We start from the raw sequence: 21961 nt of genomic DNA, 5'->3' as shown, positions 1-21961 counted from the left end.
AATATGAAAAGATCAGTAAGAATGGGCATCGATGTGGGAGGCACCCATACAAAAGCAGTTGCAATCGACAACGCCACCCACGAAATCATTGGGAAATCTTCGGTGAAGACAACACATGATGATCCCAGAGGTGTAGCAGCAGGAGTTGTTGCATCATTTGAAAACTGTTTAAAAGAAAATAATATCAGCCCGGATGATGTTGTATTCGTTGCCCATTCCACCACTCAGGCGACCAATGCCCTGATTGAAGGGGATGTAGCTACGGTAGGCGTCATCGGTATGGCAAAGGGCGGATTTGAAGGCTTTCTGGCAAAGAGACAGACAAAGATTGCGGATATTGATCTGGGAAACCAGAAGAAGATAAATATTGTTAACGAGTTTATTAATGTGAAAAAGATGAACCGCTCTCTGGTTGAGAGTACCATTGATACCATGAAGCAGGCAGGAGCACAGGTTTTTGTTTCCTCCATGGCGTTTGGGGTAGATGACGGCGGTCCGGAGCAGGAAGTTTATGAAGTTGCCAGTGAAAAGGGAATTCCCACTACGATGGCATCGGATATTACAAAACTTTATGGCCTGACAAGGAGAACCAGAACAGCAGCCATTAATGCTTCCATTCTGCCTAAGATGCTTGATACTGCAACCTCTACAGAAGATTCTGTAAGAGAAGCAGGAGTATTTGTTCCTCTTATGATCATGAGAGGGGACGGCGGTGTTATGGAGATTACAGAGATGAAGAAACGTCCGGTTCTCACCATGCTTTCCGGTCCGGCGGCTTCTGTTATGGGATCCCTGATGTATCTTAGAGCTTCCAATGGTGTTTATTTTGAAGTTGGAGGAACCACCACCAATATCGGTGTTATTAAAAATGGCCGTCCGGCTATTGACTATTCCATTGTTGGCGGTCATCCCACTTATATTTCTTCCCTTGATGTAAGGGTACTGGGTGTGGCAGGAGGTTCTATGGTCCGTGCCAACAAACAGGGAATTGTGGATGTAGGTCCCCGGTCTGCCCATATTGCAGGTCTTGATTATTCTGTCTTTACAGATACCGATAAGATCAAAGGACCAAAAGTAGAATTCTTCTCTCCAAAGCCAGGTGATCCAGATGATTATGTACGCATCCGCCTGGAAGATGGATCAGCCGTTACCATTACCAACTCTTGTGCGGCAAATGTCCTGGGACTTGTAAAGAAAGAACATTTCTCATATGGTAACGTGGAATCAGCCAGAAAAGCAATGCAGGCACTTGCGGATTATTGCAATACCACTCCGGAAGATATTGCAAAGCAGATTATGGAAAAGGCTTATTTAAAGATTGAACCGGTGATCTTAGAATTGGCAGAGAAATACAGACTGGAGAAAGATCAGATATCCCTGGTAGGCGTTGGCGGGGGAGCTGCTTCCCTGATTATCTATTTCAGCGAAAAGATGGGAGTTAAGTATTCCATTCCAGAGAATGCAGAAGTTATTTCCTCCATCGGTGTTGCCCTTTCCATGGTTCGTGATGTGGTAGAGCGTATTATTCCTTCTCCTTCCAAAGAAGATATTAAAGCCATTAAAAATGAGGCTCTGAATAAAGCGATTGAATCAGGTGCAACTGCAGAATCCGTGGAGATTCATATTGAGATTGATCCCCAGACCTCAAAAGTAACTGCCATTGCAACCGGATCAACGGAAGTAAAGACAGCAGATCTTTTGAAAGAATGTGATGAATCCGAAGCCCGCCATCTGGCAGCAGAGGATATGAGAATCAAAGATGAAGATGCAAAACTTCTGGAAAGTTCCAGTTATTTCTATATATATGGGGATCAGCCTGATCAGAATACGGCAGGAGCGGTCCGCATTATTGACAAAAAGGGATTTATTAAAGTTCAGCGGGGAAGAGGCATGTGCCTGAAAACCACAGCAGAAGGCTGCAATGATGCACTGAAAAAGCTTTGGGAAGATATGGCTGTGTACCAGACAGATTTAATAATCAGACCAGACTATTATCTGTGTATGGGCGCCCGCGTTATGGATTTTTCAGCAGTAGATTTTGAACAGCTTGAATTGTTGGTGGATCTGGAAGTATCAGCACTGGATGCCGACGAAGAAGTGTTAGTGGTAGCTGCCAACAGAAAACAGAGCTAACCTGTCTGGAGAACAATATGGAGAATATAAAACTGCAGAGTATGGCACAGCAATTGTTTCAAGTGACGGATCAGTCCTGGGGAATGTACGCATTCTCCAGAGATCTTCTCCGCAACAAAATTGACAAAGCCCAAAAGGAAATAATGATTCAAAAATCCATTGCCTGCGGCGAAGAGATGGCTGTGGAAGCAGTCCGTCTTCTTGGAACCAGCGACCCGTGGGAGATGGCAGAAAAACTGAAATTAAAGGTGGATTTTGTTGACAGAGGGCAGATAGCAGACAGAGTGTTATTTGCCCTTTTTACTCCACCCAGCCACATTGAAATTATGACAGAACCGATTGAAAAAGCGATGAAGCAGGATGGATTATCAGATCTGATCACAAAAAAGGAGATAGAAGGGCTGATTCTTGCTCATGAAATCTTTCACTATCTGGAAGAGGAAAAAGAGAAAATCTATACAAGAGATGAGACCATTATCTTATGGAAATTCCTTGGATTTGAGAATAAATCAACAATAAGAGCTTTGTCAGAAATCGGTGGAATGTACTTTTCTAAGAAAATCAACAGTTTTCCATATTCACCATTTGCGTTAGACATACTTTTGTATTATAATTATAGTCCAGATGAGGCTCTGAATATGTACAGAGAAGTAATGAGCTTTTAGCAGGAGGCATGATGGGCGAGACAGACAACAGCCAGGTAGAACCTATTTACGATGTTTTGCGGGCGGATATACTGGATTTAAAGCTGCGCCCTGGAATGATTTTCAGCATTAAGGACATCAGTGAGTCCTATCAGGTTGGCAGGACTCCGGTAAGGGATGCGTTAATAAGCCTTTCCAAGGAAGGGCTTATCACATTTTTACCACAGCGGGGAACCATGATATCTAAGATCGACTATGAAAAAGTAAGAAATGAACGATTTATGAGAACCTGTGTGGAAAAGAATGTGATGCTGGAATTTATGGCGGTGTGCAACTTAAAGGCAATTACCGCGTTGGAGATGTCTTTGGAAAGACAGGAAGAGTTAGAGAAGACCGGAGATATCCGGGCATTTCTTGCTGAGGACAACTATTTTCATTCTATTTTTTATGATGGAGCGAATAAAGGGTATTGCAATGATATTTTAGAGGCAAATTCTGGTCATTACCACAGAATCCGGTTGCTTTATATGGCGGATATCGGCATTGAGCAGGGCGTTGTAAAACAGCATAGAGAGATGCTCGACGCCATTCTTGCCAAAGATTCTGAACGTCTTACCAGTATTTTGAACCACCATTTAAACCGTCTGGTGAATAAGGAACGTCCTCTGGTGTCCAAATATACGGATCTTTTTGACCATGAGAAGGCGGAGGTCAGACGGGAAGCGGACGGGTTGGGAGTCGACTTTCTGGTTGAAACAAAATTGAAGTACCATGCGTAGCCGGGAGGTGCAAAAAGTGATTTTTTATCTTGCATTTTCCGGTTTCGCATGTTATAATTTTGATGTCATAAATGACGTAAGAAAGCGTCAGTTATGCGCGAGTGGCTCAGTTGGTGGAGTACGACCTTGCCAAGGTCGGGGTCGCGGGTTCGAGTCCCGTCTCGCGCTCTTATTATTAGGTAGCCGGAACCTTGATTTTACAAAGGGTTCCGGCTATTTTGTATCTGTCATAATCTTTTCCTCTATCTGGAAACAAACTTCTTTAACGCACATCGGACTGTAAAAGCCAGAGTCTGAATTTATTTGACAATTAAAACAAAATATTATAAAGTTAGATATAACTAACTTACGGTCGCTCACCAGACTTACAAGGAGGACAAATGGAAGAATATTATGAAATTCTAAAAAAATCTGAGCTGTTTCAATCGGCGGATGATGAGACCATAAAACGTGTCCTCTTTTGTCTGGAGGGGCATACCAGACTGTATGGCAAGGGAGAGATTATATATCAGTATGGGGATATGATCTCCAATGCCGGTATTGTTTTGGAGGGAAAGGTGGAACTGATTGTACCAGGAATAATCGGAGATGATTCAAGTATCAAGGTGGCTGTTCCTTCGGACTCCTTTGGCTGTTCCCATTCCTGTCTCACAGACCAGCCTTCCCTTGTGACAGTCATTGCAAGTAAAAAGACAAAGATTCTGTTTCTAAAGATGTCAAAGCTATTTAGCCAGGAAGCCATACGATGCAGTTATGCCTCACTGGTAACAGCCAATCTGCTCAGACAGACCGCTGTTGCCAATCTTGAACAGAATAAAAGGATTCATATAATGAGCAGGCGCTCTGTCCGTGATAAGATCTGGGCACTGTTAAAAGATACGCCCATGGAAGGGGATCAGTGTCTTCTTCCTATGAACAGGCAGGAGATGGCAGACTATCTTGGGGTTGAGAGAAGTGCTTTATCAAGAGAACTGGGGAAAATGAAAAAAGAAGGATTTATAGATTTCAGAAAAAACGTATTTATAGTAAATAAATATCAATAAAAGGATTTATTTCGTTGCGGTTGCAATGGAATTAATCCTTTTTTTTGTATAAACTTATATACAAGTTAGTTACAACTAACAACAAAAGGAGGATATTATGAAATTGGGATTTAAAACGACTTCACTTTTATTCGCATCAATCTTGTTATTAACTGCATGTGCCCCAGGCAGCAATCAAGATACAACGGCTCAATCAGTGCCTGAGACTGCGGCACAAGAGACCGTTACAGCAGGAAAGGAAACCGGTTCTCAAACAGACAGCGGACAGGCAGGAACCCATATTGTAGTGGATCATGGTGGGAATCGTGTGGAAGTTCCGGATAAGATCGAACGGATTGTAATAGACCAGATTCCCATTTTATCAACCTACATGTCATATTTTGAAGGTTCAGCTCCTCATATTGTGGGGTACAGCGGTTCCTTTAAGGAAACTATTTCAGAGACAGCCTTAAAAAACATTGCGCCGGAACTTCTTGATTCATCAAGTACCGTCTATGCGCAGTCAGACTTAAATATTGAGGAAATCATTAAGCTGAAACCAGATGTGATTTTCTATAATGCAGGTAATAAAGAACATGCAGAGATATTAGCTTCCAGCGGAATTCCAGCCATAGGATTTGCCACAGTAGGCACAGATTCCCCGGCAGATCCGATTAAGCGGTATAAAGAGTGGCTCAAACTTCTTGAAGAGGTATTTGGCGAGAAGGGGAAGATGGATGACTTTATTGAAGCAGGAGATAAAATTGTTGCAGAGGTGGAAACCAGAATAGAGAAGATTCCTGAGGATAAGCGCCCAAGTACAATGATTTTATTTAAGCTGATTGATGGTGTTCCTCAGGTAGCAGGCAAAGGGGTATTTGGTGATTACTGGCTGCAGCACCTGGGAGTTATGAATGTGGCAGAAGAAACAAAAGGATTTGCACAGGTTAGTTTTGAACAAATCTATGAATGGAATCCACAGGTGTTATTTTTAAATGGCCCTGGTCTTTTAAAGTTAAACAGGCAGGATGTGATCGGCAATCAAGTGGAAGGCGTAGATTTTTCAACAATCCAGGCAGTAAAAAACCAGCGTGTATACAACACAACACTGGGGATGTGGAACTGGTTTACCCCCAATCCTGATGCACCTCTTGTGTTAGCATGGCTTGCTTATCAGACGTATCCGGAAGAATTTCAAGACTACCCTCTGGAAACCGTAATCCGTGATTATTACAAGAACTTTTACGGCTATGAGATCACCGAAGAAGAGATGAAGGGAATGCTCCAATTGCAATGAAAAATACAGTTTGGGTCAGACATAATAAATTCACGGCTGCTGCTATACTGGTAATGATTGTATTACCAGTTGGCGCTGCCCTCATAAGCTTGTGCATAGGAAGAATGAATCTTTCTGTCACAGACGTAATTCATACGTTAGCGGATGCAGCAAAAGGGGATAAGCAGAGCCAGAATTATTCCATTGTTATAAATTTAAGATTGCCAAGAATCTTAATGGCAATCATTGTTGGTGCCGGTCTTACCTGTGCGGGAAATGCGTTTCAGTCACTTTTTTCCAATCCACTTGCAACTCCAGACGTACTGGGGGTTACAAGCGGAACCTGTGTAGGAGCCATCATTGCTATTATTATGTCCATGGGAATTATGGAGACCCAGTTGCTTGCACTGGCTTTTGGACTGTTATCCGTTTGGATTACAATGATGCTGGCAAAAGACAGAAATGGACAGTCCGTGGTATTTCTGGTACTGGCGGGAGTGATTATATCCGCATTGTTTAATGCCTTTGGTTCTTTATTAAAATATACAGCAGATCCCCTGGACAAACTGCCTGCCATTACCTATTGGCTCATGGGAAGCTTTACAAGTGCCTCCTATAAAAAAATCCTGGTAGGCTCTCCGCTGATTCTTGCCGGGATTGCAGTTATCTATCTGATGAGATGGAAATTAAATATATTGTCCTTAAGCAGCGATGAGGCAAGAGCGAGCGGAATGGATTTAAAGAAAACCCGTCTGGTTTTTGTACTGGCAGCAACTGTCATAACTGCTTCCTGTGTTTCCATGTGCGGACAGGTTGGGTGGATCGGACTTTTGATTCCCCACTGTTCCAGAATGCTGGTAGGAAGCAACAACCGCTATGTGGTTCCGGTCGGAATCAGCATTGGTGCCAGTTTCATGATTCTGATTGATACATTTTCCAGAAGCATCAGTGTAATTGAACTTCCGCTGTCCATTCTTACCGCAATTATTGGAGCGCCGGTATTTATCTCATTGTTAAAAAGGAATAGGGGGAGTTTACATTGATTCTTGAAGTACAGAATGGAAGCTTCGGCTATCCGCATCAGCAAAAGATAATAAAAAATATCAGCTTTCAGTTAAATAAGGGCAGGATTCTATCTGTGCTTGGTCCCAATGGAGTCGGAAAAACAACGCTTTTAAAGTGTATGGTAGGACTTTTAGACTGGGGGGAGGGGAAAAGTTTTTTATATGGAGAAGATATAAAGAATATGAACTCCAGGAAGCTGTGGTCAAAGGTTTCCTATATTCCCCAGTCTCATGGATTTGCATTTTCAATCACAGGTCTTGAGATGGTTGTTCTTGGGCGCAGTGCCCATCTTGGTGTTTTTGAACAGCCGGGTATGAAAGAGATCGGGATGGCAGAAGAAATCATGAAGGAGATTGGAATAGAAAGACTGGCAGACAAGGACTGTAACCGTATGAGCGGAGGCGAACTGCAGATGGTACTTATTGCAAAGGCCTTAATCAACAGACCAGACCTTATTATTCTTGATGAACCGGAGACGGGTCTTGATTTCCATAATCAGATACTGGTACTGGATCTGATTGAACGCATGGCGCATGAGGACGGGATCTGTGCCATTATGAATACCCATTATCCCACCAATGCAATTTCTGTTTCTGATGAAACACTTATGCTCAACAGCACCGGAGAATATGTATACGGACGGACAGAGGATATTCTGAACGAAGAAAATATCTCAAAAGCATTTCATGTAAATGTTGCAGTGAACCAATTTCAACACAGCGGACGAACGGTAAAGAGTGTTGTCCCAATTTCAATTACAGATGGCAAAGGAGAGAATTATGAAGGATTTAAGCGCAGCCCTGGAAATAATACAGAAAAACTATGAAACATATGAAGAGCCTGTGCCCGTAGTAAAAGAATTTGTAATGGGATACCGGTGGTTTATGGTATCTGACACCAATGACCGGTTATCCATGTCATTGCGGGTAGGACAGGAAAAGAGTTTTGAGGAATATGAGAAAATATTAAAGTCCTTCATTGGCAGACCGGCAGACGATTGTGTTTATGAACTGATTAAGAAGGCTGATCCTGAGCTTCGGACCATTGCAGCCTGTTTATGCAATCTGCTAAGCAAGCCGTTTAACTCCACAGAACGTCTGAAAGACAGAAGGATCATCAGAACAGAAGGACGTAAATTTGACTACGATGTAAAAGATAAGAAGGTTGGAATCATTGGATATGGACTGTATAATGAAGTTTTTCTTGGAAAATGTAAAGAATTTCATGCCTTTGATTTCCGGGACCCGAAAGGAATTTTGAATTATAAAATTGGAAATGAGACAAACGTATATCCGGAAAATATTCATTGGCATCTTGGAGAAAATGCCCTTTTGCATAAAGAAGTGCTTGAAAGTCTGGATATTGTGGTAATGACTGGCTGTACCATTGTAAATAACACCTATAAGGACATCCTGGATACCTGCAAACATGCAGAAATCAGAGGGATTTATGGACCCAGCGCAGAGATTTCACCGGAATATCTGTTTGATCTGGGATATAACTATATATTCAGCGCTTCGGTAAAGGATAAGGAAGCATACTATAAGTCCACGTTTGCAGCGATTCCGGAAGGAATGGATTTATCCTATATGGATTGTTATGAACTTAGGCGTGACTGAACATGAATGGGAGGACTATATTGGAGACAGGAGTATATTCTATTTCAAAAAAACATGTACCAAAAGCAGGCATGACAATTTCTACAAATGCGAAAATGGGGAAAACATCTGCAGTGCATCACTTTTCCCTGGGAAGCGGCACGGATATAAGCCCGGAAGCTTATAGCAATCCGGTTATCTATATTGGAGCCTGGGGAACAGGCATGTTTGATATTGGGACAGATGGGAATTGCAAACTGCAGATGAAGTCACAGGATATTATTTTTTTGCAGGAAGGAACCTTATGTGGAGTGAATTCCACAGAAGAGGGATTTGTATATACAGAAATTTTATTAGAGAGGAAAAGTAAAATGAACGAAATCTTAAAAGCAAATGAGGTATTTCAATTAAAGAATCTGATAGACTATGAGGAGGGGAGTATTGTTAATGTGGACCTGGCAGCCGGGAGCGGTATGAAGTTTATGATTCTTTCCTTTGATGATGGCTGCAGGCTTTCCGAACATAAGGCACCTGGAGATGCGCTATTCTTTGCACTGGAAGGTAAGGCGGAAATTGTCTATGAAGGAACCAGTTACCCCATAAGCGAAGGGGAGAATTTCCGTTTTGAAAAGAATGGTCTTCACAGTGTGAAAGCGAACGGCCGGTTTAAAATGGCACTTCTGCTTACCCTGGAGTAAAGGGGTTGAGTATTTACAGAAACAAATCAACTGTGGTATACTATAATTTATTGCGTTAGAATCCATTATGAGACAGTTCATGCTGTCTCTTTCTCATTGCGGCAGTTATTATTTTAACGGATTCAGGCATTGCATTTAAGAATGGATAATACTATAATACGGAATTACATAAATCCATAATTCCAAAATAGAATACCAAGGAGGTTGCTATGATACATGTTAAAAATATATGGAAGATCTTTTTTGATGATCTGAAGCATATTACGTCGAATCCTGTTGCAATTTTGATTGCTTTGGGACTTATTCTGATTCCCTCTCTGTATGCCTGGTTTAATATTGCGGCAAGCTGGGACCCTTATTCGAACACAAAGGGGCTTAAGGTTGCGGTGGTGAACCAGGATAAAGGTGCTTCCATCGACAGTATATTTGACACAGATATTGATGACTCCTCCATTAACATCGGTGAGATGATTACAGATGAACTGAGAAAGAACGATAAGATCGGCTGGCAGTTTGTGGACAGTTCTGATGCCATGGACGGAGTGGAATCCGGCAGGTATTATGCAGCCGTTGTGGTACCAGAGGATTTCAGCCAGAAGATATCCAGTGTTCTTACCACCGATATTGAACGCCCGGTTCTCCAATATTATGTAAACGAGAAAAAGAATGCCATTGCTACAAAAATTACGGATAAGGGTGTTGAGACTGTCCAGCAGCAGATCAATGAGACATTTATCAATACCACCTCAAAGGTCCTTGGCAAGGTATTGAATAACTATTCGGAGGACTGGGGAACGGATAAAGAAACCAGAAGAAATGATGCGGTTGATGCTCTTTCTGATGCAAGGAAGGATTTAGACCAGTTAACAGACACCATAACCATGCTTCAATCTACTTTAAAGACGGTAAACTCATTAAATGACGGAGTAAAAGGGACCCTTCCTGATGTGGATAGATTAGTGGAATCCGGTGGTCAGACTGCGGATAGTGCAAAAGAGCTGATTGATGCGTCCAGAGGATTCTCTGATATTCTTACGGATGGACTTGGGGATACTCTTGATCACATTATGGATATTGAAGAAACCGTTTATGACACCTTCCGTTCTGTAGAGAAACTGACAGATTCTTCCGCTGATGCGGCGGCTGATTCTTTAAAAACCATGCAGCGCCTTTTGCAGGGCGGATTGGAACAGATGAATTCCCTTGGCAAGGTTATTGGCACCATCAATAAGATTCTGCCTAAGCCAATTGCAGATGCAGGGGTTCTCCAGCAGCGTCTTGCCGCTCTGGCAAAACAGCAGCAGGAGGTAATTAACAAGCTGGCAGCCGCAGAGAAGACTGTGCGCCAGACAAAGCATCTGCCTGATGACATGGAAGAAGATATCGGTAACTCCCTGGACGGACTTTATAATAATGTTTCTGATGTCCTGAATTTCTATAATGGAAAAGTGGAAGTTCCTCTCAAGGACAGCGTCGATAAAACCTATGACATGCTTGGTGCCACATCAGGAGCCTTAGATAGTGTGGGAGGAATGGTTGGGCAGGTAGACGGCACATTATCCAGTGTCACCACCTCTTCCCAGAGTCTGATTGAATCTCTGGACAGTGCAAAGAGTCTGATTGCAAGAGGCCAGGAACGGATCGACGACATGATTGAAGATGTCAACAAGGTCGCAGACAATAAGCAGCTTAATAAAATTATGGACATCATGAAGAATGATCCCGAGAGGTTCAGTGAATTCATGAAGACACCGACGGATATGGTGACCAACAAGCTCTACCCCGTTGAGACTTATGGTTCTGCCATGGCTCCATTTTATTCCGTTCTTGCAATCTGGGTTGGCGGTATGCTTTTAGTGGCACTGTTAAAATGCAAGGTGGAAGAAAAACGTGCGGTTGGGATGGAACTTTATGAGACTTATCTGGGCAGATATATGACGTTCCTGCTCTTTGGAATTGCACAGGCACTCATTGTTGCTCTGGGAGATCTGTATCTGTTAAGGATTCAGTGTATCCACCCCGGCAAATTCGTGCTGGCGGCAATTGTAGCAAGTGTGATATTTAACAGTATTATTTATTCTCTGACCGTGTCCTTTGGTGACGTGGGAAAAGCGATTTCCATCGTATTTATGGTAATCCAGGTGGCTGGTTCCGGCGGAACGTTCCCAATTCAGGTGACACCAAGATTTTTCCAGATGGTGAACCCTCTGCTCCCGTTTACCCATCTGATCAATGCCATGAGGGAATGTGTTGGCGGACTTTATCAGAATGATTACTGGAGATACTTAGGAATTGTTACAGTCTTTATTCCTATCTCCCTGTTGGTTGGAATTGTATTGCGAAAGAAGGTGCTTGAACTAAATGAATTCTTTGAAGAAAAACTTAGCGAAACAGGGATCTTCTAAAAAAAACAGAAGAATAAAAGTGGGAGCGGCACTTGTGATTCTGGCTGCTGTTCTCCTGGTTATCTGGTACAAAATGCCCGTATATCGTGCGAAATTTTATCTGACCCGTTCTGCGCTGGAGACGAAAACAAAAGTGATGAAGTTATGGCAGCAGGACGAAGGAGAAGGGGAAGGATATGAGGACAGCTTAAAACTGGTGGCGGATGAAGTGAGATGGAATGGGCATTCTGTCCTGCTTCTGCCCGGAGGGCTTGGAATCTCCTTTAGCGAGCAGCGCAACCATGATAATACCCTTGCATCAGGTGCGTTAAATGTCTATTTCCTCGGTTCTATCCGGGAGGGAATCACCTACACCGCAGATCAGGATCATGTAGTATTTCATATCCCAGGCATTACCGAAGCATCTGCCCAGGCATCGCAGGACTCTTTAGAAAATACCGTAGGATTTACTGTGACTCCTCAGAAGAAGAGTCAGATACATGACCGGATAAAAACCATAGAGAAAGATACCATTAAGCTGATCAGTCAGAGTTCCATACACTTTTCGGGAAGAAAAGGCTCTGCTGTTATGATAGAAGCAGAGGTTGCATCAGAGGAATTTGATGCCTATCTGGGCGAAATCGGCGGATACCTTCTGGAAGGTCCTTTAAAAGGGATGAAGATGTGGGGAGAGATGCTGAAAGAGAGAAAAACTCCAGGGCAGTTTCAGAAGATTACGTTTGTTATTGATAAGAGCAGCAATCTGTCGGAAGTCCACGTGGAAGGTCTTTTAGATCTTGCCATGCTGTTAGAGGATCATGGCGGTCTTTCCTTAAAGGGGAATGCAGATTGTGATGGAAGAGCGTTTACTCTGGATACGAAACTGAATTTTGGAAATGGTGAAAAAGGAAAACGTTCTTTCCAGATATCCAGATTAAATATAACAAGTAGAAACGAAAAATTTGACCTGGATCTGGAATTAAGCGGCGGATATCAGGGCGGAAGGATACCAGCCAGCGCAATGGCACAGAATCAGTTAGACCCCGCCGGTGGAGATCCGGGACAGGATGGAATCCTGCATGCGAAAAACCGTTTTCTTGAAAAAGTAAAGATTCTTGGATTTGATTTGAAAGAAAAAAATATCTATTGACAAATGGAACTGTAACTTTTATAATAACAGTAAGAAAGCTGGATTTACAAAAGTTACAGTTTTTTATTATTTCAAGTAAGAATCAGGATAATACATATAATATTGATAAAACTACTAAGATGAACTGGTTACACTTTTATGTAAGATCATTTTAGACGAAAAAGGAGGAATAGATATGTCAGTTTTAACATTATCACAACAGAATTTTGAAGCGGAAGTAGAAAACAGCAAGGGCATTGTACTGGTGGACTTTTGGGCAACCTGGTGCGGTCCCTGTAAGATGTTTGCTCCTATCATTGATGAGATAGCATCCGAGAATCTTCCGGACTTAAAGGTAGGAAAGGTTGATGTAGATGAGAATCAGGATCTGGCAGGTAAGTTTAAGGTCATGAGTATTCCAACCGTAGGATTTTTTAAAGATGGAAAGCTTGCAGCAACTTCTGTAGGAGTGAAATCTAAAAAAGAAATACTGGATATGATTGAGAAGTTGAAGTAAAAAGTATGAGATGCCACAGGTTATTTTCAGAAGAAATAACCTGTGGTTATTTTTTTACAGTTTTTTAAGCTTTTCAAATTCGACAATATATATTAGAATACTACTATAACCGGGTTGACCTTCCCCTATACGGGAGGGGTTATACTTAGTTAAGCAATTCACAAGGGGCGTGTAAGAAGAGGCAGATGAACCTGATAATGTAAGGACAACGATGATTATGGGGGATCAAATGGAAAGAAAAAAATTATTTTCAATTGGGGAAGTTAGTAAGATCTGCAATATTTCCACCAAGGCCTTGCGCTTTTATGATAAGATCGGTATTATCTCTCCGGATATGATCTGTAAGGAGAACAGTTACCGGTATTATAACAAGGAGACACTCTTAACGGTTCCGGTGGTCAAGTACTACAAGCAGATGGGGTTTAAACTGGAAGAGATGCAGGGATTAGTAGAAGGGAATACATACTATTATCTGGAACAGAATTTCAGGAATAAGATTGATCAGCTTCGTTATCAGGAACAGCAGATTCATAACAGCTTCATAGCGGTGAAGGACTGGTACGAACTGATTCAGGAAGCCAAGATGGTACGGGAGAATGATGTACATGATGTTGCGGTCAAGTATATACCCGAGACGACCTATTGCAGCCTGGAACAGGATTTTGATTACAATTATATGGAGTCCATTATTAATATTGAATGGACCAATCACCTGGAACATGCAGAGAATGAGATTACCGGAGCGGTAATTTTAAAATTCCAGTCCTTTGAGGATAAGATGGAGGGAACGTGTAAGCGGGCGACCATTATGCAGGAGGCAATCCATCCCTGCAGGGAATGTATTAACCGCCGCAAGTACGGTGGCTTTATGGCAGCGTCGGTCTATCATATCGGTAAGCTTGAGACGATTGATGAAGAATATAAGAAGATTAAAGACTGGGCAGGGAAAAAAGGCTATCAGTGTGCAAAGGAAAGCTACGAGCGTTATGTGGTGGATTACTGGACCACCAGGAATCCGGAAGAATTTGTTACTGAGGTTAATGTTCCCATATTCAGAACGTGATCTCTCTGACACAGAATTCGTCATTGATTCTGTGTCAGTGTTTTTTATTTTACAGACTTATATGGCGATTAAGTCTGTATTTTACATAAATCAGGCATATTTCAGGCGGGATTTGTCTGCTTTCCAATTTTTGGTTACGAAAAAAGCAGAAATTGGTTGACATTCCCCCTAGGGGTAAGTCTTATACTAAATGTATAGAAAAACACCTGGAACCATATTTGAATTGGTAACATTAACTGGAAAGGGTGTTTTCTAAACGTTTTCAGCTGAACGTAGAGAAAGAAAGAGAAACAGAATAAGTGCATTTTTTGTGCATCATTCAAGTGGGGGAGGAAATTAAACATGACAGAAACACGAAAGAGATTCAGAAGAATTGGTATTACAGTGGGTATCATATCCGGACTTACGTATGGTTTGTACACAACCTTCGTATTAATAGCCGGTTTTTACAAACCGCTGGAGGGAGCCTCAGATCTTATTCCAGGACTTACAGGCGCGCTTATTCTTGCTTATGTAACGTCAGGGCTTAACGATTTGTTCGCAGGACTATGGCTTACTGCTTATAACTTTAAGACAGGCCGTATCAGGGAGCTGGGAAGAAGCCTTAAGCTTTTCCCTGGAAAGATTTCATTGCTGGGTTCTTTTGTAGGAGGTCCCATCGCCAGCGGCGCTTACCTTTTAGGACTTAACCTGGCGGGAGCATATGCGATTCCAATTTCCGCAATGTACATACTATTTGGAGCATTTTTCTCAAGAATTATTCTAAAACAGAAGATCGTACCAAGAGTAGGTACCGGTATGTTTATCTGTGTAATTGGAGCCATTATCATTAACTGGGTAAAACCAGAAGGAAGCAGCAATTTTACACTGGGAATTATATTTGCTTTCGTTGCAGCCATTGGCTGGGCGCTGGAAGGAGTATTTGCAGCTTACGGCAGTGCAGTGCTGGATTCTGATGTACTGATCAATATCCGTCAGTTGTTATCCGGTATTGTAGATCTGTTTGTGGTTCTGCCGATTATCGGCGGTATGGGACTCTTAGGAAATACCCTGCAATCAGCACCACCGGTTGCATGGCTGGTACTCTCCGGTTTCTGTGCGGCAGTTTCCTATCTGTGCTGGTATAAAGCCAATAGTACAGTAGGCTGTGCCATAGGAATGTCCTTAAATATTACTTATGCTTTCTGGGGTGTTCTTTTCTGCATTCTGTTTATAAAGCAACCGGTAACCCCCACAATTGTCATTGGCTCTATTATCATCATTATCGGTGCAATATTAGTTTCCGTGAACCCACTTGAACTGTTCGGTAAAAAGGAGGAATAAGTTATGAAATATGATGCGTTAGGAATGATCGAAACAAAGGGCCTGATCGGCTCAATTGAAGCTGCAGATGCAATGGTGAAAGCAGCAAACGTTACCCTGATGGGAAAAGAATTTGTCGGCGGCGGACTTGTTACTGTTATGGTAAGAGGTGATGTCGGTGCGGTAAAGGCAGCAACAGATGCAGGCGCAGCGGCAGCACAGAGAGTTGGAGAACTGGTATCTGTACATGTAATTCCTCGTCCTCATGCAGAGGTTGAGACAATTCTTCCGAAAGCAACCAAGGAGACGAAGTAATGAATAACCAAGGAATGACAGCCGCGTCAGCGGATCAGAAGATGGCAGCCGTTAACAAAAAGTTCAGAGTGACAGGCATGACAACTGGTGCAGTATCCGGACTTACTTATGGAATTTATACGGTTCTTGTTCTGATAGCCGGACGTTACGCTCCTCTTGCAGGTGCTGCAGGGCTGCTTGCCGGACCATATGTATGTTCTGGTTTAAACGACCTTTTTGCTGGTATCTGGCTTACCATATACAATGCCAGAAGCGGCCGGATCCGTGAGATGGGAAGATGTCTTAACACATTCCCTGGTAAAATGATTGTACTTGGTTCTTTACTTGGCGGTCCTATTGCCAATGGTGCTTACCTGGTAGGTCTTGCCATGGCAGGAGCTTATGCGATTCCGATTTCCGCATTATGCAGCCTGTTCGGAGCGATTTTTGCAAGAATTTTCTTAAAGCAGAAGATCACAAAGAGAGTTATGACAGGTATGCTGGTATGTGTAGCCGGAGCGGTTATTATTAACTGGGCAAAACCAGAAGGCAGTCCCAACTTTACACTGGGAATTATCTGTGCTTTTATTGCGGCAATCAGCTGGGCGCTGGAAGGCGTATGCTCTACCTATGGCGGTGCCATGATTGATACCGATGTAGCGGTTAACCTGCGTCAGCTCATTTCCGGTATCGTAGATTTATTTGTAATTCTTCCTATCGTTGGAGGTCTTGGTCTTTTAGGAGGAACCCTGTTATCAGGTATTCCTGTTATCTGGCTGGGATTAGCAGGCTTAAGTGCGGCAGTATCATTTGTATGCTGGTATAAGAGCAACTCTACAGTCGGTTGTGCGGTAGGTATGTCTTTAAATGTTACCTATGCGTTCTGGGGCGTTTTCCTCTGTATCCTTTTCTTGGGACAGGCAGTAACCCCTACCATTGTAATCGGTTCTGTGGTCATTGTATTGGGTGCGATTCTGGTAACCATGAATCCGCTTGATTTCTTTAAGAAAGGGGAATAAAGGTATGTTATTACCGGCAAGAACAGCAGTATTAAACTATCTGTATGGAGTGAAGAATGCGGACGTAGACCAGATCATGGAGGCATTGAAACCTCTTTACGGCAACGAACGTCAGTTTACAAAAGCACGTTATACCGATCATGTGATGTCCCTGGAAGCAAACGGCTTAGTGGATTTAAGCGGTCACGATCTGGATCAGAACGGAGAACTGCGCATGTGCTATCAGATCAACGATGAAGGAAAAAGCGCTGTTGATAAATATGTAGATAAAAAATACCGCCACAAATAAAGGCGAGGAGGTTTACACAGTGAGATATTACGGAGAGGAAGCTTTAGGGCTCGTGGAAACCGTCGGACTGGTTCCGGCACTGGAAGCTGCCGACAAGATGTTAAAAGCGGCAGATGTAGAGTTGATTTCCTATGAGAATATAGGTTCTACATTAGTTACCATTATGGTAAAAGGTGATGTTGCGGCTGTCCGTGCTTCTGTAGAAGCAGGTGCAGAAGCTGCTGCAGCCATCGGTAAGCTGACAGCAAAGAATGTTATGCCAAGACCAATCAGAGAGGTTGGCGACATTGTATCAGTACATGATATTGACGCATAAGGAGAGGAAAACAGTATATGGAAAGATATGAAGCCATAGGCGCTATTGAAACATTTGGTTTGGTATTCGTACTGGAAGCGGCTGATGCAATGTGTAAGGCGGCAGAAGTGGAACTGGTTGGATATGAGAACGTAGCTTCCGGTTATATCTCAGTCCTGGTTCAGGGCGATGTGGGAGCCTGCAAGACTGCAGTAGAGGCGGGCGTTAAGGCTGTTCATAATATGGGAGCAGAAGTATATAGCTCTGTGGTGATCCCAAGACCCCACCCCCATCTTGAGAAAATCGTAAAGAGATATGCGATCCCAACAGCTTTAGCAGAGGAATAAAAGGCATCCCGAATGAAGGGAGTAATGGAAATGAGTTTTATAGATAAAGACCTGCTCTCCATACAGGAGGCAAGGATTTTAATGGAAAGCGCACGAGAAGCCAGAGAAAGCATGCTTACCTTCCCCCAGGAAAAGCTTGATGATATCTTAGGCGTCCTTGCTGCCGCTGCCAGAGAACTGGCAGAGGAGCTGGCGGTCATGTCTGCTGATGAAACAGGATATGGACGTTTTCAGGATAAATATGTGAAGAATACATTTATCTGTGAGACTCTTCCAAAGCAGTTAAAAGACATGAAGTGCGTTGGTGTTTTACGCGAAGATTCTCAGTTAAAGATTATGGAGATCGGAGTTCCAGTCGGTGTGATTGTAGCGCTGACTCCTTCGGTAAGCCCCGTTTCTACAGCTATATATAATGTACTTCTTGCTGTAAAATCCGGTAATCCTATTGTAATTGCACCTCATGACAGAGCGAAAAAAGTGACCGGAAAGCTTTTAAGCCGTCTGCAGGAGGCTGCAAAGTCATGTGGTCTTCCGGAAGGTGCTATCGGCTATTTAAAGACGGTAACAGAAGCTGGTGCCATGGAGCTGATCCATCATCCTGCCGCAGCCATGATTGTTAATACCGGAGTCCCGGAATTGTGCCGGAAAGCAGCGGAAAGCGGAAAGCCCTACATCTATGGCGGAACGGGCAACGGACCGGTATTTATTGAACGGTCTGCCAATATAAAACAGGCAGTAAAAGATATTATTACCAGCCGGACGTTTGACTATGGAATCGTTTCTGCTGCAGAGCAGTATATGGTGGTTGAGAGCGTGATTGCTGCAGAAGTAAAAGCAGAGATGCTACAAAACGGTGCCTACTTCATGAACGAGAGGGAAGAGGAGCTTCTGATTGACCTTCTTTGCCTGGAAAGTGGAAAAGCGGATACAGAGGTAATGGGAAGACCTGCATATGAACTGGCAAAACGGGCGGGATTTGAAGTTCCGGAATCTGCCACGGTTCTGGTTTCTGAACAGAAGTACATCTCTGACAGGAATCCCTTTGCAAAAGAGCTTCTCTGCCCGGTACTTGCCTATTACATAGAGCCTGACTGGATGTATGCCTGTGAAAAGTGCATGAACCTTCTGGTGAACGAAAGCCATGGACACACCCTGGTCATTCATTCCACGGACGAAGAGATAATCCGTCAGTTTGCACTGAAAAAACCGGTTGGAAGGGTCCTTGTGAACACTCCAGCCACCCTTGGAAGTATGGGCGCCACCACAAATCTGTTTCCGGCAATGACGTTAGGAAGTATTACATCCGGAGCAGGAATGACGGCAGATAATGTTTCTCCCATGAACTTCATATATGTCCGCAGGGCATCCTATGGAGTCCGCAGAGCGGATGAATTCCTGAAACGGACAGAGCAGATAAAGACAGAACAGTCCCTGCCTTTAAAAGATGATTCAAAGACAGAGGATGCGAAGGCTTTGTTAAAGCAGATCTTAGAAGCACTGTCAAAGGAATTGGACGGAAAATAAGAGAAAGAGAGGGAATTTGTATTGGATATTCGTGAATTTTCTAATAAATTTGTAGAAGCAACCAAGAACATGTCACCGGAAGAAAGAGCTTCCCTGATGAAGATGTTTGAGACTGTTTCTGATGAGATCAATAAAAAGGAGTCTGCACCAAAAGCTGCTGCTATAAGCTTTGATGAAGGGGTTCAAATACCTGACGGCATCACCTCAAGACTTCAGAAATTGAAAGATGTATACATGACACACAAGCCATCTATCACCACATACCGTGCTCAGGCAATTACAAAAATTGCAAAAGAGAACCCAGGTATGCCAAAGATCATGCTTCGTGCAAAATGTTTCCGTTATTGCTGCGAGACAGCACCTCTTGTTATTCAGGATAATGAGCTGATTGTAGGTGCGCCAAACGGTGCTCCCCGTGCCGGTGCATTCTCTCCTGATATTGCATGGAGATGGATGATGGACGAGATTGATACCATCGGAGAACGTCCTCAGGATCCATTCTACATATCAGAAGAAGACAAAAGGATCATGAGAGAAGAGCTGTTCCCTTACTGGTCAGGAAAGTCTGTAGATGAATACTGTGAGGATCAGTACCGGGAAGCAGGCGTATGGGAATTATCTGGAGAATCTTTTGTATCCGATTGCTCCTATCATGCCATCAACGGCGGTGGAGATTCCAACCCGGGTTATGATGTTATTTTAATGCAGAAGGGTATGCTGGATATCCAGCAGGAAGCAAAGGATCATTTAAAAGAGCTTCACTATGAGAACCCGGAAGATATTGAGAAGATTTATTTCTATAAATCCATTATTGATACCACAGAAGGCGTTATGATTTACGCAAAGAGACTTTCTGATTATGCAAAGGAACTTGCAGAAAAAGAGACCAACCCAAAGCGTAAAGAAGAACTGTATAAGATTGCCGAAGTCAATGCCCATGTTCCGGCTCATAAACCAAGAACTTACTGGGAAGCAATCCAGGCAGTATGGACCATCGAGTCTTTACTTGTTGTAGAAGAGAACCAGACCGGTATGTCCATTGGACGTGTGGATCAGTATATGTATCCATTTTATAAGGCTGATATCGAATCCGGCCGTATGAATGATTTCCAGGCATTTGAACTTTCCGGCTGTATGCTGATTAAGATGTCTGAGATGATGTGGATTACCAGTGAAGGCGGTTCCAAGTTCTTTGCAGGTTATCAGCCATTCGTTAATATGTGTGTCGGCGGTGTGACCCGTAAGGGACATGATGCAACCAATGATTTAACTTATCTGTTAATGGATGCCGTTCGTCATGTGAAGATTTACCAGCCATCCCTTGCATGCCGTATCCATAACAAGTCTCCGAAGAAGTACTTAAAGAAGATTGTAGACGTTGTCCGTTCCGGTATGGGATTCCCGGCGTGTCACTTTGATGATGCCCACATTAAGATGATGCTTGCAAAAGGTGTTTCCATCGAAGATGCCCGTGATTACTGTCTGATGGGCTGTGTTGAACCTCAGAAATCCGGTCGTCTGTACCAGTGGACATCAACGGCTTATACCCAGTGGCCCATCTGTATTGAGCTTGTATTAAATCATGGTGTTCCATTGTGGTATGGCAAACAGGTCTGCCCGGATATGGGAGATTTAAGCCAGTTTAAGACTTATGAAGAATTTGAAGCAGCAGTAAAAGAAGAGATTAAATACATTACTAAATGGACTGATGTAGCGACTGTAATTTCTCAGCGTGTTCATAGAGATCTGGCACCAAAGCCTCTTATGTCCATTATGTATGAAGGCTGTATGGAAAAGGGAAAAGATGTTTCCGCAGGCGGAGCAATGTATAACTTCGGACCTGGTGTTGTATGGTCAGGGCTGGCTACTTATGCAGATTCCATGGCGGCAATCAAGAAACTTGTATTCGATGAAAAGAAATATACATTACAGCAGTTAAATGAAGCTTTAAAGGCTGATTTTGTTGGATTTGACCAGCTCCGTACCGATTGCCTCAACGCACCAAAATACGGAAATGATGATGATTATGCAGATAATATTGCTGCTGATCTGGTTGATTTCACAGAGCATGAACACAGAAAACACAAAACATTGTATTCTGTATTAAGCCATGGTACCTTATCCATTTCCAACAACACCCCGTTCGGTCAGCTGACAGGTGCATCTGCCAATGGACGACATGCCTGGCTGCCTCTTTCCGATGGTATCAGTCCAACTCAGGGTGCTGATTATAAGGGACCTACTGCAATTATCAAGTCCGTATCCAAACTGTCCAATGACAGCATGAACATCGGTATGGTACATAACTTTAAGATCATGGCTGGACTTCTTGATACTCCGGAAGGAGAGGAGAGTCTGATCACCCTTTTGCGTACCGCATGTATGTTTGGAAACGGGGAGATGCAGTTTAACTATCTGGATAACAACACCCTCATCGAAGCTCAGAAGCATCCGGAACAGTACCGCGACTTAATCGTCCGTGTTGCAGGTTACAGTGCGTTCTTCGTTGAATTATGCAAAGATGTACAGGATGAAATCATAAGCAGAACCATGCTGACACATTTCTAATAAAAGATGGAGATT

At 43.0% G+C, this 21961-nt stretch carries 21 protein-coding genes and 1 tRNA gene; all 22 read left to right on the top strand.

Translation table 11 applies throughout. From position 1 onward, the window contains the following. Positions 1-3: 3 nt before the first annotated feature. Complete coding sequence (locus FAY33_RS07435) at positions 4-2133, top strand: hydantoinase/oxoprolinase family protein (RefSeq protein ID WP_143320317.1); 2130 nt, start codon at positions 4-6, stop codon at positions 2131-2133. Positions 2134-2150: 17 nt separating this feature from the next. After that, complete coding sequence (locus tag FAY33_RS07430; protein ID WP_143320315.1) at positions 2151-2798, top strand: hypothetical protein; 648 nt, start codon at positions 2151-2153, stop codon at positions 2796-2798. Positions 2799-2806: 8 nt separating this feature from the next. Further along, positions 2807-3556 carry a GntR family transcriptional regulator gene (locus FAY33_RS07425; RefSeq protein WP_243126645.1) on the top strand — a complete coding sequence of 250 codons (750 nt, stop codon included), beginning with the start codon at positions 2807-2809 and terminating at the stop codon, positions 3554-3556. 95 nt (positions 3557-3651) lie between these two features. Beyond that, positions 3652-3724 (top strand) — tRNA-Gly (locus FAY33_RS07420). A 212-nt stretch (positions 3725-3936) separates the two neighbouring features. Further along, complete coding sequence (locus FAY33_RS07415) at positions 3937-4599, top strand: Crp/Fnr family transcriptional regulator (RefSeq protein ID WP_143320313.1); 663 nt, start codon at positions 3937-3939, stop codon at positions 4597-4599. A 97-nt stretch (positions 4600-4696) separates the two neighbouring features. Next, on the top strand, positions 4697-5875 hold the full coding sequence (locus tag FAY33_RS07410) for an ABC transporter substrate-binding protein (RefSeq protein ID WP_143320311.1): 1179 nt from the start codon (positions 4697-4699) through the stop codon (positions 5873-5875). After that, entirely contained in the window at positions 5872-6897 is a 1026-nt protein-coding gene (locus FAY33_RS07405; protein WP_143320309.1) for an iron ABC transporter permease, read from the top strand. Before FAY33_RS07410 ends, FAY33_RS07405 begins: the two co-directional genes overlap by 4 nt. Next, positions 6894-7745, top strand: a complete 852-nt coding sequence (locus tag FAY33_RS07400; protein ID WP_143320307.1) for an ABC transporter ATP-binding protein — start codon at positions 6894-6896, stop codon at positions 7743-7745. Before FAY33_RS07405 ends, FAY33_RS07400 begins: the two co-directional genes overlap by 4 nt. After that, entirely contained in the window at positions 7699-8538 is an 840-nt protein-coding gene (locus FAY33_RS07395) for a DUF364 domain-containing protein (RefSeq protein ID WP_143320305.1), read from the top strand. The genes FAY33_RS07400 and FAY33_RS07395 overlap by 47 nt, the downstream gene beginning before the upstream one ends. Positions 8539-8558: 20 nt before the next feature. Further along, positions 8559-9215, top strand: coding sequence for a cupin domain-containing protein (locus FAY33_RS07390; RefSeq protein ID WP_243126644.1), 657 nt, complete (start codon positions 8559-8561; stop codon positions 9213-9215). Positions 9216-9424: 209 nt separating this feature from the next. After that, positions 9425-11620: a YhgE/Pip domain-containing protein gene (locus tag FAY33_RS07385; protein WP_143320303.1), complete on the top strand. Its 2196-nt coding sequence runs from the start codon at positions 9425-9427 to the stop codon at positions 11618-11620. Then, entirely contained in the window at positions 11577-12749 is a 1173-nt protein-coding gene (locus FAY33_RS07380) for a hypothetical protein (protein WP_143320301.1), read from the top strand. The genes FAY33_RS07385 and FAY33_RS07380 overlap by 44 nt, the downstream gene beginning before the upstream one ends. A 175-nt stretch (positions 12750-12924) precedes the next feature. Further along, on the top strand, positions 12925-13245 hold the full coding sequence (gene trxA / locus FAY33_RS07375; RefSeq protein ID WP_143320299.1) for a thioredoxin: 321 nt from the start codon (positions 12925-12927) through the stop codon (positions 13243-13245). A gap of 229 nt (positions 13246-13474) precedes the next feature. Then, complete coding sequence (locus FAY33_RS07370) at positions 13475-14308, top strand: MerR family transcriptional regulator (RefSeq protein ID WP_143320297.1); 834 nt, start codon at positions 13475-13477, stop codon at positions 14306-14308. A gap of 342 nt (positions 14309-14650) precedes the next feature. Continuing rightward, positions 14651-15631 carry a DMT family transporter gene (locus tag FAY33_RS07365; RefSeq protein ID WP_143320295.1) on the top strand — a complete coding sequence of 327 codons (981 nt, stop codon included), beginning with the start codon at positions 14651-14653 and terminating at the stop codon, positions 15629-15631. Positions 15632-15634: 3 nt separating this feature from the next. Continuing rightward, on the top strand, positions 15635-15925 hold the full coding sequence (gene eutM, locus FAY33_RS07360; RefSeq protein WP_143320293.1) for an ethanolamine utilization microcompartment protein EutM: 291 nt from the start codon (positions 15635-15637) through the stop codon (positions 15923-15925). Continuing rightward, positions 15925-16923: a DMT family transporter gene (locus tag FAY33_RS07355; RefSeq protein ID WP_143320292.1), complete on the top strand. Its 999-nt coding sequence runs from the start codon at positions 15925-15927 to the stop codon at positions 16921-16923. Before eutM ends, FAY33_RS07355 begins: the two co-directional genes overlap by 1 nt. Before the next feature lie 4 nt (positions 16924-16927). After that, positions 16928-17212: a helix-turn-helix transcriptional regulator gene (locus tag FAY33_RS07350; protein WP_143320290.1), complete on the top strand. Its 285-nt coding sequence runs from the start codon at positions 16928-16930 to the stop codon at positions 17210-17212. Positions 17213-17231: 19 nt separating this feature from the next. Further along, a complete protein-coding gene (locus tag FAY33_RS07345) occupies positions 17232-17528 on the top strand; it encodes a BMC domain-containing protein (protein WP_143320288.1) in 297 nt (98 codons plus the stop codon). A 17-nt stretch (positions 17529-17545) separates the two neighbouring features. Then, complete coding sequence (locus FAY33_RS07340) at positions 17546-17854, top strand: BMC domain-containing protein (protein WP_143320286.1); 309 nt, start codon at positions 17546-17548, stop codon at positions 17852-17854. A gap of 30 nt (positions 17855-17884) precedes the next feature. Continuing rightward, a complete protein-coding gene (locus tag FAY33_RS07335) occupies positions 17885-19378 on the top strand; it encodes an aldehyde dehydrogenase family protein (RefSeq protein ID WP_143320284.1) in 1494 nt (497 codons plus the stop codon). A gap of 21 nt (positions 19379-19399) precedes the next feature. Next, on the top strand, positions 19400-21946 hold the full coding sequence (gene cutC, locus FAY33_RS07330; protein WP_143320282.1) for a choline trimethylamine-lyase: 2547 nt from the start codon (positions 19400-19402) through the stop codon (positions 21944-21946). Positions 21947-21961 lie beyond the last annotated feature (15 nt).

The organism is Clostridium sp. HBUAS56010, assembly GCF_007115105.1.
Taxonomy (GTDB): Bacteria; Bacillota; Clostridia; order Lachnospirales; family Lachnospiraceae; genus Lacrimispora.
Note: the sequence above shows the minus strand (reverse complement) of the source record. Positions and strands in the feature narration are given on the sequence as shown.

Bases quoted from the DNA above. Each gene is read 5' to 3' on its own strand.
- FAY33_RS07435 (WP_143320317.1), top strand. From the start codon at position 4: ATGAAAAGATCAGTAAGAATGGGCATCGATGTGGGAGGCACCCATACA.
- FAY33_RS07430 (WP_143320315.1), top strand. From the start codon at position 2,151: ATGGAGAATATAAAACTGCAGAGTATGGCACAGCAATTGTTTCAAGTG.
- FAY33_RS07425 (WP_243126645.1), top strand. From the start codon at position 2,807: ATGATGGGCGAGACAGACAACAGCCAGGTAGAACCTATTTACGATGTT.
- FAY33_RS07415 (WP_143320313.1), top strand. From the start codon at position 3,937: ATGGAAGAATATTATGAAATTCTAAAAAAATCTGAGCTGTTTCAATCG.
- FAY33_RS07410 (WP_143320311.1), top strand. From the start codon at position 4,697: ATGAAATTGGGATTTAAAACGACTTCACTTTTATTCGCATCAATCTTG.
- FAY33_RS07405 (WP_143320309.1), top strand. From the start codon at position 5,872: ATGAAAAATACAGTTTGGGTCAGACATAATAAATTCACGGCTGCTGCT.
- FAY33_RS07395 (WP_143320305.1), top strand. From the start codon at position 7,699: ATGAAGGATTTAAGCGCAGCCCTGGAAATAATACAGAAAAACTATGAA.
- FAY33_RS07385 (WP_143320303.1), top strand. From the start codon at position 9,425: ATGATACATGTTAAAAATATATGGAAGATCTTTTTTGATGATCTGAAG.
- FAY33_RS07380 (WP_143320301.1), top strand. From the start codon at position 11,577: ATGAATTCTTTGAAGAAAAACTTAGCGAAACAGGGATCTTCTAAAAAA.
- trxA (WP_143320299.1), top strand. From the start codon at position 12,925: ATGTCAGTTTTAACATTATCACAACAGAATTTTGAAGCGGAAGTAGAA.
- FAY33_RS07370 (WP_143320297.1), top strand. From the start codon at position 13,475: ATGGAAAGAAAAAAATTATTTTCAATTGGGGAAGTTAGTAAGATCTGC.
- FAY33_RS07365 (WP_143320295.1), top strand. From the start codon at position 14,651: ATGACAGAAACACGAAAGAGATTCAGAAGAATTGGTATTACAGTGGGT.
- eutM (WP_143320293.1), top strand. From the start codon at position 15,635: ATGAAATATGATGCGTTAGGAATGATCGAAACAAAGGGCCTGATCGGC.
- FAY33_RS07355 (WP_143320292.1), top strand. From the start codon at position 15,925: ATGAATAACCAAGGAATGACAGCCGCGTCAGCGGATCAGAAGATGGCA.
- FAY33_RS07350 (WP_143320290.1), top strand. From the start codon at position 16,928: ATGTTATTACCGGCAAGAACAGCAGTATTAAACTATCTGTATGGAGTG.
- FAY33_RS07340 (WP_143320286.1), top strand. From the start codon at position 17,546: ATGGAAAGATATGAAGCCATAGGCGCTATTGAAACATTTGGTTTGGTA.
- FAY33_RS07335 (WP_143320284.1), top strand. From the start codon at position 17,885: ATGAGTTTTATAGATAAAGACCTGCTCTCCATACAGGAGGCAAGGATT.